The sequence below is a fragment of the Exiguobacterium sp. S22-S28 genome, from assembly GCF_043359615.1.
Taxonomy (GTDB): domain Bacteria; phylum Bacillota; class Bacilli; order Exiguobacteriales; family Exiguobacteriaceae; genus Exiguobacterium_A.
The window spans coordinates 282,494-296,997 of the sequence record NZ_JBHFFC010000026.1; the positions used below are offsets into that span (position 1 = coordinate 282,494).

A 14,504-nucleotide genomic window follows, 5' to 3' on the forward strand; every position below is an offset into this window, starting at 1 on the left:
TGCTTTCCTAAGTATAAGAAAAGACTGTTCGATTTGACGAACAGTCTTGTTTAATGTAACTTACATCGATTTCGTGATTAACTTAATGTTTTTCGAGAAGTATTCAACACCTGAATAGATCGTTAAGATCAAAGCGAGCCACATCGTGATTTCAGCAAACGGAATATTAAATAAAGCAAATCCGATATCGTGTAATAAAAACGCGATGATCGAGGTCAACTGGACCCACGTCTTCGCTTTACCGGAATTTCCGGCTGCTAGGACGATTCCTTCGTCTGAGGCGACGAGACGTAGACCCGTCACAGCAAATTCACGGCATAAAATAATGACGACGACCCAGGCAGCAACGAAATCCAGTTCAACTAAATAGACGAGTGCAGCGGCGACGAGCATCTTATCGGCAAGCGGATCCATGAATTTACCAAAATTCGTGACCAATTTGTTTTTCCGTGCAATATATCCGTCGAGCCAGTCGGTGATGGCAGCGACGGAAAAGATCATCGCCGCGACGAAATGGGCAACAGGAAGTTCTGCACCTAAGACATCCCATTGTCCCCAGTCTGGATTAACAGCCAAGACAGCAACAAACACGGGAATCAACAAGACGCGTAAGACCGTCAATTGATTGGGCAAGTTCATACTCGTATCCCTCCTTTTTAGATTATGTATGCCAGCAACGCTGGCATGAAGAAGACACGCCTTATGGCGTGGCTACTTTCTTCAAGTAAATATTTTGAACGAGGAGGGAGCGGTTAAGCTTAAGCTCCTGATCATTGACAAGAATCTTGTCGATTCCTTTAATAGAGCCGATCCGAATTCGGATGACATCCGTTTTCGCATTTTTGACGACGATCGGATTAGGATCGGACGCATTGATATGATCCGGTGCGAGTGCTTTTCCTTCAAGCGATGTGTCACGAATTCCGACGAACGGTGACGGCGACGCATCTTTTTTGATTTGGATTGACACGCTCATCGTATCATCTGCCGGTACTTCATAGGTGATGTCTTGTCCGGCCGTCGTTTTGACAGCCAATGGTTTTTTCTCTTCTTTTTTTGCAGGTTCTTCTTCTTTTTCTGGTTCTGCAGGCTCTTCTTTTGGTTCTTCTGAAGGAGTATTTGTCTCCTTACTCGGCGCATCGCCTTCGTCAATCGTGACTTCACTTTGTTTCGGTGTAGCCGTCTTTGTGCCGTCTCCGTCTTGGAATGCTTGGAATCCGTAATACAGCGCAACACCAATCGCAAAGATTAAGGCGATGATAATGATATTTGGAATCCAGCGCTTCGCGACACTTTTCTTCGGTGCCGCTGATTTCGAGTACGTCGCACGCCGTGACAGTTCAACAACCGGCTGTGCTTCCGGTTCCGGTAAATCCCGTTTATAGGTAGCAAATACTTCATCCACATCCAGACCAAGTGCTTCCGCGTACGTTTTGATGAAAGCCCGGGCATAAAAAGCTCCCGGCAATTGTTTGTAATCGCCTTCTTCAATAGCGAGGATGTAACGTTTTTGAATTTTTGTCGTGCTTTGAATTTGTTCAAGAGAGATGCCTAGCGTCTCCCGCTGTTCTTTTAAGTAGGTTCCGAGCTCAGTCATCGGTAACACACCTTCCATTTTCAATACTTATTCGAAATTGAACCATTCGTTCCCGCCATGGGCACGAGGTGGCTCGGTGACAATGATTTCTTCCGTCGTGTTGCGCAGTTCAATGATGTAATCAAAATCATCCCACGTGTATTCGCTCGATTTAACAAAAGCATCCGGATGTTCGACGATTTTCGTAGCCGGTAGTCGCATGACTTCACGTAAGATCTGCCAGTGTCGTTCATCAAAGTGACGTTGCGACACAAGAGCATCGATGATATAGACGTAATCACCCGTCCGCTCATCGTCAAACAAGGAAGTCCGGACAGTCTGCTTGATTAACGTAGATGAAAGGAACAACCATTTTTTATTGGCACTGACACTTGCCGCAACAATCGATTCCGTTTTCCCGACGCGTGGCATACCACGGACACCAATCAACAGATGGCCCTCTTGTTTACAGAGTTCCGCCATGAAGTCGACGAGAATACCGAGGTCTTCCCGGACAAAACGAAACGTCTTGATTTCTCCACTGCTGTGATCAATGTAGCGTCCGTGACGAATCGCAATCCGGTCGCGTAATTTCGGTTTACGCAACTTGATCACGTCAATGGCCGGCATCGTCTTTAAGATGGCTGCGAGCCGCGGGATTTGATCCGGCTGCTTCGTTTGAAGCAACATGCCGCGACGTTGGTGATCGACACCATTAATCGTGACAATCGAAATATGTAGCATCCCCATGAGTGACGCGATGTCCCCCAAAATTCCGGGACGGTTGACGTTCAATTCATACTCCAGATACCACTGTTCGAATTCACTCACGCGCACATCCTCCTCTTAAAATCGGTTATCCATCCCTCATGTTAAATGATTTTTTGAAAAATGAAAAGCATTCCCCGGTCAAATTTCACCGGATCACATCCAACCTCCATCAATTTTAAGCACGGCACCGTTTACATATCCTGATGCGTCATCCATTAAATACGTGATAGCAGAGGCGACCTCTTCGACCCGACCAAAACGACCGGCCGGAATTTCAGCGTATGCCTGTTCTCGTTCGGATTCTGTGAAGACCGCATTCATCGGTGTGTCAATCCATCCTGGTGTAACGGCATTTACCCGCCCGTTCATCGCGCCGAGTTCCTTACTGTAGGATTTGACGAAGCCAAGTTGCGCCGCTTTACAGGTGGAGTAGACGACTTCTCCGGCGACACCGAACTCTCCGAGCACACTGCTGACGACGACAATCGAGAGCGGTACTGAAAAGTCTTTCTTTTGTGTCAACGCTTGACTGATTCGAATTAACGATTCGACATGCAACGTCATCATCGATTCAATCGAGGCATAGGATTGATCGACGAGTAATCCACTGAAACTCGTACCGGCAATATGCACGAATCCATCAACAGCAGGCAATGCCCCGCAGAACGTCGTCAAGCGCTCCCGGTCAGACAGATCGCCTGTGACGATTTCCGTCGTCACAGGCAACTGTTGCACCATTTGTTCCAGTTCGTGCTGCCGTTGGTGAGTGTGGAGAACAAGTTCATGCCCTTTCGCCGCTAATTGCCTGACGGTCGCCAGACCGATTGCTCCGCTTGCGCCCGTGATTAAAATGCGCATCGGTCAAGCGTACGGTTTGACGATCGAAATCGCACGGTTTTCAAGAGCGAACAGTTCGTCGAATCGTGCTTCGATTTCTTCTTTAGTAATCGAGGCAATCAATGTTGGTAACGTGAACAGGTTTGTTCCTGCAAGCGCATGGCGTGAAAACTGATTGGCAATGAATTCAGGTGAATTGAGCGAACGTAAAAACTTACCTTGCATCATGTTTCGTTTCCGGACGACTTCTGTTTCTTCGAAATCCGGGCGGTTGGCCAGCAGCTTTTCATAAGCCGCGATGAAACGTTCCGGATCTTCCGTCTCCATACCGAATGTCGCAAATGCAAATTCCTCTTCACTCGAATAATCAAAGCTGAATGTATCGTCAATTAAACCGTCTTCATACAGTTCAAGGTACGTCGATGAAGTCTGATCGAATAACAGGTGTAGCAACAGTTCACTTGTCAGTTCGCGACGTAATTGTTCTTGACCGCCGAGTGAACTGTCTTTATAACCAATCAAGACTTTTGGTGTTTTCACATCGAGTTCAAGTTCAAATCGCGGCTTCGCGACACGCGGAGGCTCGACTCCGTAATCCCGTTCAATAGCCGGACGGTCGGTGTAGTCTTTTTTCGCCTGATTCGCTTTGATTAAAGCAAGCGTCTCTGCCGGATCAATGTTTCCGACGACGAACAGGACCATATTTGACGGATGATAAAACGTTCGGTAACACGTATACAAATCGTCGGCCGTGATTTGATCAATTGATTCCGGTGTTCCGGCGATATCAATCCGGACCGGATGCTTCGCATACATTGATTCAATCAGACCAAAGAATAAACGCCAGCCCGGATTGTCTTGATACATCTGAATTTCTTGTGTGATGATGCCTTTTTCTTTTTCAACACTTTCCGGCGTGAAGTACGGATCCTGTACAAAATCAATTAAAGTTTCTAAATTTTGTTCAATCAGTGACGTCGCGGAAAACAGATATGCTGTCCGGGAAAAAGAAGTGAACGCATTTGCCGACGCTCCGAGTCGTCCAAATTCTTGGAAAACATCGCCCTGCTCCGACTCAAACATCTTGTGCTCGAGGAAATGCGCGATACCGTCCGGAACATTGACCCAGTCCCCGTCCTTCTTAAAGCGGTTGTCGATTGATCCATAACGTGTTGTGAACGTCGCATACGTCTTTTCGTACCCTTTTTTCTGAAGTAAATAAACAGCGAGTCCATTATCGAGCTGTTCAAAAAATACGGTTTCATCTGTATCGTGATATGTCAATTGTTCCATTATTCTTCACCTCGCAATAGATAAACTGCTTCGAGTTCGATGGTCGCTGCCAAACGGACGACATCTTCGCGTGTCGCTGTCTCGATAATATGAATTTCATCTTCGAGTGTTAATCCGCGCATCTTCGATCCATTCAACCAACCGATCAATTGGCCCGGCTGATCGAGAATTTGACGGCGTGCGTTAATGAGCATCGCTTTCGTCTGTGTCAATTCTTCAGCAGTAAACTCACCCGCTTTAAGATCTTTCAGTTGTTCACCGATAATCGTTTCAGCACGTTCCGCCTGTTTCGTTTCCACTCCGGCATAGACGTAAAGAGCGCTGTTCAGCGCTGCGTAACGGGACGCGGCATAATAGGCGAGACTTTCTTTTTCACGGACGTTCATAAATAGTTTCGAGTGCGGGAATCCTCCGAATAGACCATTCACGATTTGCATCCGAATCGAATCAACGGACGTCGGATCGACACTGACACGATAGCCTAAATGTAACTTCCCTTGTTTGATCGGTTGCGTCTCTGACGAACGTTTCACGCCCACCACCTGTTTTTGAGCCGGAATGTAATGACTCGCTTTTTCGTTATGGGAGGGCAGGAAGGACAACGCATCTTCCATTTCATCCTGCGTGACATGTCCGACGACAAACACATCAATCCGGTCGTCTTTCACCATCGAACGGTATGTATCACGCAGGGAAGACGATGTGATTTGTTCGAGTGCTTCCAGCGTACCGAGTGACGACATCGAGACCGCTTCTCCCGGTGCCATCAATTCGAGCAGACGTTGTTGCGCGAAACGCATTTTATCGTCATACAACGAACTGATCCGTAAAGCATGCAAGCGTTTCTCTTGTTTGACGAACTGTTCCCGGAATCCGCCTTCCGTCAAGTCTGGATAAAATATCATCTGTTCGAGTAGATCAAGTGCCTCCTGAAGCAACGTCTCATGTCGGACAAGGTCGCCGCGAACAACATCGAGTTGGAACGAGATAACATGTTCTTCGCCGAATTTCGAGGCATCGGCATATAGACCCGCATCATATAGTGTCTCAAGAGGTTCCCGTAAAGCTTTCATTGACGGATAAGCTGCCGTCGACTTCTCCATGATATACGGTAACAAGGCACGGCTTGTCAGCGTCTTTTCTTCGAGTGGTGCCGAAAACGTCACGAGAACCGTCGTTGTCTTGAATTTATCGGTCGGAACAAGATGAAATGTCGTTCCCTGTTTGTTCCACGTTTGAAATGACTGACTCATACTTCTTCATCCTTTCGTTTAAATACATGGGCACTGCGTAAATATTCGATATCCGCTTTTTGATTGACAGCATTTTCATACCGCGCTGCCGTAAAGAAGAAATCGCTTAATCGGTTGATGAACGGCAATAAATGATGTGCCTGTTCGACATCAATCATCGCCCGTTCGACACGACGGCAGACCGTTCGGGCAACGTGCAGACAAGCCGCTGCTTCCGTACCGCCTGGTAAAATAAATTTATCGAGCGGCGGTGACAGTTCCGTTAAACTGTCGATCCAACTTTCCAAATCTTCCGTGGCTGTTGCGCTCAGACGGGAAGCCTTTGGTTTAACGTACATCAAATCGCTCCCACAATCGAATAAGACGTGCTGAATAACCGTCAATTGTTCTTTGACTTCGATTGAAGTTGCTTTTGTCCGGGCGAGACCAACAAAACTGTTCAGTTCGTCCAGTTCTCCCATTAACGTAATCCGGACATCATTTTTTTTGACACGTCCACCGACGAGGGACGTATCCCCCTCATCACCTGATTTAGTGTAAATTTTCAAACGACTCACTCCTATAGCGAAAGGAAGCGAATCATAAAGTTCGCTTCCTTTGTTTTTTTGGTAATTGAATTCGGAAAACGGATCCTTTGCCCAGTTCACTTTCAACTTGAACTTCCCCATCATGTGAGCGGACGACGTTTGCGACAATCGCAAGACCAATCCCTGTCCCCGTCTTCCCGCGTGTCCGTGCCTTGTCCGCCTTGTAAAAACGGTCAAACACGAACGGGACATCTTCTTCCGGAATGCCGTCCCCTGAATCAATTACAGATAAAGATATAGTTTCCCTATCTTCCGTAATTTCAATCTTGATTTGTCCATCTTCCGTATACCGCAACGCATTTCCAAGCAAGTTTGTCATTACTTGGTCCATTTGATCCGGATCGGCTTCAAACTGAACGTCCGGACCAATCACTTCAAATGAGACCCGCTTTTCAAGTCCCATCTGTTTGAACTTCTTGGTCATCCGTTTCGCAAACGGAACGGCATCAATCGGTTCAATCCGTTTTTCCTGATACCCGGCTTCCATCCTTGCCAGATCCAGTAAATCATTGACGAGACGCGACAGTCGTTGCGATTCGTCGTAGATGATAGACGCAAACTCTTTTGTCGCTTCGTCGCTTTCCGTCATTCCGTCGACAATCGCTTCCGAATATCCTTGCAACATGACAAGCGGCGTCCGGAGTTCATGACTGACATTCGCAACAAAATCGGCACGCATCTTCTCGAGTTGCTGGGCTTCCGTCATATCCCGCAAGACAGCGACGGCGCCAATCTGTTCTTCTTGCTCGAGCAACGGACTGACAATGATGATGTAGAACCGTCCTTCCCGTTCAAAGGACACCGTCATCTCTTTTTCTTTGCGCATGACCGTTTGGAACAATTCAATCAGCTCATCCGGGACCGGTGCACCGGCCAAAAAAGCTTCCGCCGGTGGATTGGTCGCGAGTAACTCACCCGAGTCTGAGAACGTCAACACGCCGTCCGCCATACATTTTAAAATCGACGACAAGAGATGCCGCTCTTTATCAAGATCCGTCACGTATTGATTGAGCTGACTGCTCATCTCGTTAAATGCCAGTGCCAGATCACCGATTTCGTCGCGTGAGCGTTGCGTCAGACTTTGATCAAACTTTCCTTCACCGGCCTCGACGACCGCTTGACGAATCGTCCGGAGCGGTGCTGTGATGCGTGTTGAAAGGAAGAAGGCAAAGACGGTCGTCCCGATGATCGCAAGCAGGACACACAGCTGAATGATTTGTCGTGCGCCTTCATTCGCCTGTTCGATGTTCGTCAACTGTTCGATCAGATACATCGTCCCGCTGCCGCTCTCCGTAATGAACGGAGCGCGGTACGCGAGTGCTGCCTTCCCATTAAACGTCTCGTAGTTACCGATTGCCGTCTCCCCTTCTTCACCGTCAACGGCCTTCCAGTTCTGACGCTCAAGTTCCTTAATGATGCGTGTTGCCTTTTCTTCCGAGATGTTTGTTTCGACCGTATCGTCCTTTGTCGTCGCAATCAAAGTTGCCCCATAAATATCCGTAATCTCAATCGCGGTCGCCGACCCTTCTTCAAGTCCGCTGTGCGCTTGAAAAACCGTTTCGACCTGCTGACCGAGTTTTGCGAGATGTCCCCGCTCTTGTTCGATATGGAATGAGTTAAAAAATTCAAGTAATAAAATCGTCAACGCAATCAAGACGACGGAAACGAGTAATAAAATCGTCCCCCATAGTTTAATGACGACACTCTGTAACCATTTCATCGTCAAGCAGGATTATTCTCGAACTTGTAGCCGACGCCCCAGACCGTTGTGATCATTTGGGCCGCACTTGGTGACAAGCGGTTTAGTTTTTCACGCAACCGTTTGACGTGGGTATCGACTGTTCGTAAGTCACCAAAAAACTCATAGTTCCAGACTTCTTTCAGCAATTGTTCCCGCGAAAAGACTTTATCCGTCTGCTTGGCAAGGAAATACAGCAGTTCGTATTCTTTCGGCGTCAAATTGACTTCCTGTGATTCGACGGTCACGCGGTGAGCATCGTTGTCGATCGTCAAATGCGGGAAGACGATGACATCTTTTGTTTTCGCATCTGTATGCAGGAACTTCGTTGCACTGGCACGACGCAGAATCGCTTTGACACGAAGAACAACCTCACGCGGGCTGAACGGTTTGACGATATAATCATCTGCTCCCATCTCAAAGCCGTGGACCCGGTTTGTCTCTTCTCCTTTTGCGGTCAGCATGACAATCGGTGTCGCTTTCGTTTTCCGCAATTCTTCACATACCTGCATGCCATCAAGCTTCGGCATCATCAAATCAAGTAGAATCACATCATATTCCGTTTCAAGTGCCATCTCGAGAGCCGTTTCACCGTTATCGGCTTCTTCAATCGTAAAATTCTCACGTTCGAGATACATTTTTAATAAACGCCGAATCCGTTCTTCATCATCGACGACTAAAATACGCGCTTCTTCTGACATCAGTTGATTCCTCCCATAAACTAATCTGTCTCACTTTATCCTACTACTCTTCTAGTATACTATGAAACAAAAGAAATAGCGTCTCTGACCGGCGAAATCCCTTTCCCCCAACAAAAAAAGGATGAACAACGGAAACTTTCGTCCGTCGTCCATCCTGAATGAGTGACTCTGCTATCCCATCATGCGTATGAGTGTAAACCGGCAACGACCAAGTTGACGAACACGAGGTTGAACATGATGACGGCAAATCCACCGACACATAACCACGCTGACTTTTTCCCGATCCAGCCACGCTGAATCCGCATGTGGAGATAAAATACATAGAAGAGCATCGTGATCAAAGCCCATACTTCTTTTGGATCCCAACCCCAGTAACGGCTCCAAGCCATCTGTGCCCAAATCATCGCGAAAATCAATCCACCGAGAATGAAGATCGGTAAACCGATCGCAATCGCACGGTAACTGATTTCATCTGCTGTCTCGAGATCAATTTTACGGGCGATCGGTTTGAGGCTTTCTGCCAAACGTTTCCGTAAAATGACGAAGCGAAGCAGGATGTACAAGACTAAACCACCAATCAATGACCATAAGACCGTATTGACTTTATTGGCATTGAGGAAGTTCGGTAATTCAACGACGGCACTTGAACCTGAAATGATTTTTCCATTTTCAGGACCGGTCAAGACCGGCATCGTATAATCATGTTGCATCGTCGCACCGTTTTTCGCGACATATTCAATCGTCGAGTTCGTTCCGAGTGCGTTAAACAACAATCCGACCACGATATAACCGACGACACAAGCGAGTGAAAACATGACAACTTCAAGCCATGTCCGTGTTTTTGATTCTTTACTGAAATCCGTCGCATGGATCAAATACAACAATCCGGTCGCGAAGCTGACAGCAAGAATTCCTTCTCCGAGTGCTGCTGTCGTAACGTGGATTTTCAACCAGACACTTTGAAGTGCCGGAATCAACGGTTGAACTTCATCCGGGAACATTGATGCATAGGCGATGACAAGCAACGCAACCGGCATCGCGACAAGTCCGAGGACGTTATTGCGGTAAATGCCATAGACGATCAGGAAGCCAAGAACCATCATCATTCCGAAGAATGTCGTGTACTCATATAAGTTCGAAACCGGAACGTGTCCGGCTCCTGCCCATCGCGTGAAGAAATAACCGAGTTGCGCCACAAATCCAAGGATTGCGAGTGAAAAAGCAATCTTACCGGAACGGGTCGGTCCCTTTTTACCACTGGTCGCTACTGCAAAGAATCCAGTGCTGATCAGATATAAGATAAAAGATGTCAGCAATAAATTGCTGCTCAAACTAAGCAGATTCATTTCGATTCCCCCTCTTCTCGCAACTTCTGCCGGTCTTCCAGTTGCGGAAGTCCCACTTCAGTCAAGGCGAGATTGACTTCTTTTTGAAGTCCAAGTGCGTTTTTGTTCGTAAAGCCGGCAATGTTAATCTGCCCGTTCGTTTCTTTTAACCAAATTCTACGGTGTGGCCAGTACATGCCGAGTAACAGCCCGACCATAAAGATGATACCGCCTGCAAACAAGAACGGCAGTGTCAAATCCTTTTTAATGCGGACACCGGAGATGTTCGACAATTCTGTTCCGGCGAAGCCCATTTTGTATTGGTTCTCATCGCCGCCGACATTTAATTTAATCCCGATCAGACTGCGTTCTCCTTTTGGGTGTTCCGGCGACTTAATGGTAAAGACGAAAGCCGGATTAACCGGACGAGACGAGTTCGTCGTCGGTTTTCCGTCTTTGACGACGAAATCAGGTAGGAAGTCTTTCAGTTCGACTTCATAGCCTTCTTTTAATTTGTAGGTTTCTTGCGGGTTACGCAAATCCACTTTGATGGTGTCTACGACTTTACCCGTTTTTTGATTCTCAATGTTGAATGACATCGTCTTGAATTCCGGATCTGCCGCATATTGCTCCTGGAAGACTTGATAACTTCCGAACTCAAACGGTTGGTTGACGGCGGTTTCACCGGATTTGACTTTTTCAAGTTCCGGTTTAAAATTATCCGTCATCCCGGTTTTTTTATACAGTGTCATCTGTGTATCGTAGTTTTTCGGCACACTTCCGCCGGCCCGCTTTAAAGCCTCCCTGAATTTCTCAGGTTCTTTTGCCGGGTCATAAAACTCGATGTTAAAAGAATTATTCTCGAGATAATACTGATTGTCTGTCGCTTCGACCGGTAACGTCTCTCCTTCACGAATCCAAAGCAATTCATCCTCATGCATCCCCGGAACGATCCGTAACATTGCTCCGCCGAAGAACAGGACGAGCCCGATATGGTTGATGTAAGGACCCCAGCGGCCAAAACGTTGTTTCTCAGCAAGCAGTGCACCGTCTTGACGACGGACTTTATACCCTTTTTTCTTGAACAAGGGTTCGATGGCATCAATCTGTTCAACCGTCCCAGTCGCTTCAGCGCCAAATCGCTGACCGCCCATAAAACGGTCGGACTGGATGACCGGTTGTTTCTTCAACGCACGATACAGCGGGAAGAAACGGTCGATCGACACAATAATGATGGATAACAGTAATAACGTGATCAGTCCGATATACCACCAGGATTCGAACAAGTTGTGAAAGCCGAGAGCATAATAGATTTCACCGGCTGTCCCGTATTCTTTTCCGTAAAACTCTTCTGGCGGAACTGCCTGCGGAATGTACATTTCCTGCGGGAAAATGGTTCCGACTCCACTTGCGATGATGATTAAGCCAATCAGCCACAGTCCGACCTTGACGGATGAAAAGAAGGTCCATGTCCGGTCGATCCACGACTGATTTTTTCGTTTTGACCGAAGTTCGGCTTCCTCATAACGCATATCCAGTTGTTTGTATTCCTGCTGCATCATAAATTCCCCCTCGATGCGTTACTCGTTTGCTTTTTTAATCATTTCTTCCAACTTCGCTTGGTCAATCTCACCTTCATACTTTTCAACAACTTTACCTTCTTTGTTGATGATGAACGTCACAGGTAAGTTGTAAATTCCGTACGCTTTCTCAACGGCACTGTTCGTGTCCATCAAGACCGGATAATTAGTTCCACCGATTTCCTTGATGAAGCTTGACACTCGGACCGGTGTCTCCCCGACGTTGACTGCCGCAAAATTAACGCCTTCTTTTTGCATCATGTCATAATTATCGTTGATCAACGGCATTTCTTTTTTACACGGCTCGCAGAATGTACCCCAGAAATTGAGTAAAAGTCCTTTGCCTTTGTACTCGTCCATCGTATGTTGTTTTTCCCCATACAAATCGACAAGCGCGAATCCCGGCGCGTCATCTCCTGCAAGAACACGTCCGTCTTTGTCACGTGTCGCCTGATCGACAAATTGCATAATAACGACCGCACCGGCGAATAGCACCATCGTCATGATCATCAATCGCCAAAATGAACGTTTTTTCTTCTTTTGCTTTGCGGCTGCCAGCCGCTCATCCGGATTTTGATTCGTTTTTTTCATGTTGCACCGCCTCCACCCATATTGTACTTGAAATCGCTTAATTGTTGACAGAATGTGAAATACGTTAATCGTTTTGTCACAAACAAAGAAAACTCAACCCGCAGGCTGAGCTTCTCGCTTTACAAATTAACGTTTTTTTGTGTTCTTACGTCTTTTCGTAGGGGGAGCAACAGGATCCGCCAGCTCACGCAATTGATTAACTTCTTTTTTCGAAAGTTCACGCCAGTCACCTGATGTCAGTCCAGCCAGTGTCAAGAAACCGAATTGTTCCCGCTTCAGCTTAATCACTTCTGCCCCAAGTGTTTCGACCATTTGTCGGACTTGGCGGTTGTGGCCTTCATAAATGACCATTTCCAAGATTGCCGTGTTTTTCTTCTTATCGACATCCCGCATCTCGACACGTGCTTTACCGGTTTTGAAGCCATCCGGTAAGACGACACCTTTTTCGAGACCTTTCACATGATAATAATCCGGCACACCTTTGATTTTGACAATATAGCGTTTCGGTACTTTGTATTTCGGATGAAGTAAAAGATTCGAAAACTCACCATCGTTCGTCAAGAGAAGCAATCCGCTTGTATTGTAGTCGAGACGACCGACCGGGAACACACGGTGACCCGGTGGAACGAGATCAACAACCGTTTTGCGGCCTTTGTCATCTTCCACTGTCGAAACGACACCTGTTGGCTTGTAAAGCATGTAGTAGACGTGTTCTTCGCGTTCGAGTTTGACACCGTCCACTTCGACTTCTGCACGTCCGCCAACTTTTGTCCCGAGTTCCGTGATGACTTTCCCGTTGACTTTAACGCGTCCTTCTGTAATCAGTTCTTCCGCCTTGCGTCGTGATGCGACACCGGCTTGGGCAATAATTTTTTGTAGACGTTCCATTAATTTATTCTCTCCTCTAGTGACGGTTCATTCCGGAAAAACAAATCCCCATCCGCTTCCAATGTTTCTTCAAACTCAAGCGGCGGCAATTCTTCGATACTGTTCAGTCCGAAGTGATCCAAAAAATGATCCGTCGTTTTATACAATTTTGCACGCCCGACGCCTTTGGCGCGCCCGGCTTCATCAATTAATCCTTTGGCACTCAACGTGTGGATGACACGCTCCGTCTTGACACCGCGAATGACTTCGATGTCCGCACGGGTAACCGGCTGTTTGTAGGCAATGATGACAAGCGTCTCCATTGCGGCACGCGATAGACTGTCTTCCGCCAAGGAACCGGCGTAAGCCTGTACATACGGTGACATTTCTTTTCGGGTGACCATCTTAAACACACCACCGGACTCGACGATTTGCAATACCCGTTCATCCGCTTCGAATGTCTGTTGAAGCGCATGCAGTTGTTCCCGTGCCGCCGCCTCACTGATTTCAAGAACTTGACTCAGACCACGCGGATCAATCCCATCATCTCCGACGACGAACAATAAACTTTCAATGATTCGATCAAACGCCAATCTGATTCTCCTCCTTTACTAAGGCACGCAACAGAATATCGTTACTCATCTGTTCACAAACGATGACCCGTTGCTTGACAAGTTCGAGTACTGCCAGAAAACTGACGACCAATTCTTCGACGGTCGGTTGTTCCGTGAAGAATCCAAAAAATGTCGTCCCTTTATTGCCGAGCACATATTCAGAAACTTGAATCATCTGTTGTTCAAGCGTCCGCTCTTCCCGTTTGACCGTTTTCGAACGGCGCACTTTCCAGGCAGCGCGTTGCCGCATCTTTTCATACGCGCGCAACAAGTCGCTGAAAGACAGGTTTCCATTATAATCCTGTGTCTCCGTATCCAGATAAGCCAACAAATCTTCCGGTTGCTTTGAAAAAAGTTCAAGCCGTGCTTCTTCTTTTTCCTTTAAAACAAGTGCGGCTTCCTTGTATGCTTTATATTCAATCAGTTGCTGAATCAACCCTTCACGTGTCGGATCCTCTTCAAAATCAGGAACTTCTTCGAAATCCGTCTGTTCGACAGGTAACAGTTGTTTACTTTTTAATTGCAAGAGTGTCGCGGCCATGACAAGATATTCACTGGCAACATCAAGTTCCAGATGTTGCATCGCCCGGATATAGGACACATATTGATCCGTCACGATTGATACGGAAATATCATACAGGTCAATCTCAAGTTTTCCAATCAAATGCAACAACAAATCCAACGGGCCTTCAAACGCATCCATCTTTACACTGTATGATTCCATGATTCTCCCTGCCCATCAACGTTTTTTGCGCCTTAGTATACCACACA

General features: G+C 47.0%; 15 protein-coding genes. All 15 read right to left on the reverse strand.

What is annotated here, in order from left to right:
- Positions 1-60 precede the first annotated feature (60 nt).
- The 15 genes from pgsA to ACHA8N_RS08135 all read right to left on the reverse strand — a co-directional run bounded on the left by pgsA (position 61) and on the right by ACHA8N_RS08135 (position 14,457).
- Complete coding sequence (pgsA, locus tag ACHA8N_RS08065) at positions 61-639, reverse strand: CDP-diacylglycerol--glycerol-3-phosphate 3-phosphatidyltransferase (protein WP_147512384.1); 579 nt, start codon at positions 637-639, stop codon at positions 61-63.
- 61 nt (positions 640-700) lie between these two features.
- The gene (locus tag ACHA8N_RS08070; protein ID WP_393965384.1) at positions 701-1,597 is read right to left on the reverse strand and encodes a helix-turn-helix domain-containing protein; all 897 of its coding nucleotides are present in this window, start codon (positions 1,595-1,597) and stop codon (positions 701-703) included.
- A 27-nt stretch (positions 1,598-1,624) separates the two neighbouring features.
- The gene (locus ACHA8N_RS08075; protein WP_147512382.1) at positions 1,625-2,407 is read right to left on the reverse strand and encodes a DUF3388 domain-containing protein; all 783 of its coding nucleotides are present in this window, start codon (positions 2,405-2,407) and stop codon (positions 1,625-1,627) included.
- Positions 2,408-2,500: 93 nt separating this feature from the next.
- Entirely contained in the window at positions 2,501-3,205 is a 705-nt protein-coding gene (gene ymfI / locus ACHA8N_RS08080) for an elongation factor P 5-aminopentanone reductase (protein WP_147512381.1), read from the reverse strand.
- Positions 3,206-3,208: 3 nt separating this feature from the next.
- The gene (gene yfmH / locus ACHA8N_RS08085; protein WP_393965385.1) at positions 3,209-4,477 is read right to left on the reverse strand and encodes an EF-P 5-aminopentanol modification-associated protein YfmH; all 1,269 of its coding nucleotides are present in this window, start codon (positions 4,475-4,477) and stop codon (positions 3,209-3,211) included.
- A complete protein-coding gene (yfmF, locus tag ACHA8N_RS08090; RefSeq protein ID WP_393965386.1) occupies positions 4,477-5,730 on the reverse strand; it encodes an EF-P 5-aminopentanol modification-associated protein YfmF in 1,254 nt (417 codons plus the stop codon). The genes yfmH and yfmF overlap by 1 nt, the downstream gene beginning before the upstream one ends.
- Positions 5,727-6,278 carry a cob(I)yrinic acid a,c-diamide adenosyltransferase gene (locus ACHA8N_RS08095; protein ID WP_147512378.1) on the reverse strand — a complete coding sequence of 184 codons (552 nt, stop codon included), beginning with the start codon at positions 6,276-6,278 and terminating at the stop codon, positions 5,727-5,729. Before ACHA8N_RS08095 ends, yfmF begins: the two co-directional genes overlap by 4 nt.
- 31 nt (positions 6,279-6,309) lie before the next feature.
- Complete coding sequence (locus ACHA8N_RS08100) at positions 6,310-8,037, reverse strand: sensor histidine kinase (RefSeq protein WP_147512418.1); 1,728 nt, start codon at positions 8,035-8,037, stop codon at positions 6,310-6,312.
- Between the two features lie 2 nt (positions 8,038-8,039).
- Complete coding sequence (locus tag ACHA8N_RS08105; RefSeq protein WP_026828807.1) at positions 8,040-8,756, reverse strand: response regulator transcription factor; 717 nt, start codon at positions 8,754-8,756, stop codon at positions 8,040-8,042.
- A 179-nt stretch (positions 8,757-8,935) separates the two neighbouring features.
- On the reverse strand, positions 8,936-10,102 hold the full coding sequence (gene ccsB / locus ACHA8N_RS08110; protein WP_147512377.1) for a c-type cytochrome biogenesis protein CcsB: 1,167 nt from the start codon (positions 10,100-10,102) through the stop codon (positions 8,936-8,938).
- Positions 10,099-11,640 carry a cytochrome c biogenesis protein ResB gene (gene resB / locus ACHA8N_RS08115; protein WP_393965387.1) on the reverse strand — a complete coding sequence of 514 codons (1,542 nt, stop codon included), beginning with the start codon at positions 11,638-11,640 and terminating at the stop codon, positions 10,099-10,101. Before resB ends, ccsB begins: the two co-directional genes overlap by 4 nt.
- Positions 11,641-11,661: 21 nt before the next feature.
- Entirely contained in the window at positions 11,662-12,252 is a 591-nt protein-coding gene (locus ACHA8N_RS08120) for a redoxin domain-containing protein (RefSeq protein ID WP_147512375.1), read from the reverse strand.
- A gap of 126 nt (positions 12,253-12,378) precedes the next feature.
- On the reverse strand, positions 12,379-13,140 hold the full coding sequence (locus ACHA8N_RS08125; RefSeq protein WP_014969990.1) for a pseudouridine synthase: 762 nt from the start codon (positions 13,138-13,140) through the stop codon (positions 12,379-12,381).
- On the reverse strand, positions 13,140-13,712 hold the full coding sequence (gene scpB, locus ACHA8N_RS08130; RefSeq protein ID WP_147512374.1) for an SMC-Scp complex subunit ScpB: 573 nt from the start codon (positions 13,710-13,712) through the stop codon (positions 13,140-13,142). Before scpB ends, ACHA8N_RS08125 begins: the two co-directional genes overlap by 1 nt.
- Positions 13,702-14,457, reverse strand: coding sequence for a segregation/condensation protein A (locus ACHA8N_RS08135; RefSeq protein ID WP_393965388.1), 756 nt, complete (start codon positions 14,455-14,457; stop codon positions 13,702-13,704). Before ACHA8N_RS08135 ends, scpB begins: the two co-directional genes overlap by 11 nt.
- Positions 14,458-14,504: the final 47 nt, after the last annotated feature.

What these genes read in the sequence shown, in the direction of transcription:
- pgsA (WP_147512384.1), bottom strand. Translation starts at nt 639, where the DNA reads ATGAACTTGCCCAATCAATTGACGGTCTTACGCGTCTTGTTGATTCCC.
- ACHA8N_RS08070 (WP_393965384.1), bottom strand. Translation starts at nt 1,597, where the DNA reads ATGACTGAGCTCGGAACCTACTTAAAAGAACAGCGGGAGACGCTAGGC.
- ymfI (WP_147512381.1), bottom strand. Translation starts at nt 3,205, where the DNA reads ATGCGCATTTTAATCACGGGCGCAAGCGGAGCAATCGGTCTGGCGACC.
- yfmH (WP_393965385.1), bottom strand. Translation starts at nt 4,477, where the DNA reads ATGGAACAATTGACATATCACGATACAGATGAAACCGTATTTTTTGAA.
- yfmF (WP_393965386.1), bottom strand. Translation starts at nt 5,730, where the DNA reads ATGAGTCAGTCATTTCAAACGTGGAACAAACAGGGAACGACATTTCAT.
- ACHA8N_RS08100 (WP_147512418.1), bottom strand. Translation starts at nt 8,037, where the DNA reads ATGAAATGGTTACAGAGTGTCGTCATTAAACTATGGGGGACGATTTTA.
- ACHA8N_RS08105 (WP_026828807.1), bottom strand. Translation starts at nt 8,756, where the DNA reads ATGTCAGAAGAAGCGCGTATTTTAGTCGTCGATGATGAAGAACGGATT.
- ccsB (WP_147512377.1), bottom strand. Translation starts at nt 10,102, where the DNA reads ATGAATCTGCTTAGTTTGAGCAGCAATTTATTGCTGACATCTTTTATC.
- resB (WP_393965387.1), bottom strand. Translation starts at nt 11,640, where the DNA reads ATGCAGCAGGAATACAAACAACTGGATATGCGTTATGAGGAAGCCGAA.
- ACHA8N_RS08120 (WP_147512375.1), bottom strand. Translation starts at nt 12,252, where the DNA reads ATGAAAAAAACGAATCAAAATCCGGATGAGCGGCTGGCAGCCGCAAAG.
- ACHA8N_RS08125 (WP_014969990.1), bottom strand. Translation starts at nt 13,140, where the DNA reads ATGGAACGTCTACAAAAAATTATTGCCCAAGCCGGTGTCGCATCACGA.
- ACHA8N_RS08135 (WP_393965388.1), bottom strand. Translation starts at nt 14,457, where the DNA reads ATGGAATCATACAGTGTAAAGATGGATGCGTTTGAAGGCCCGTTGGAT.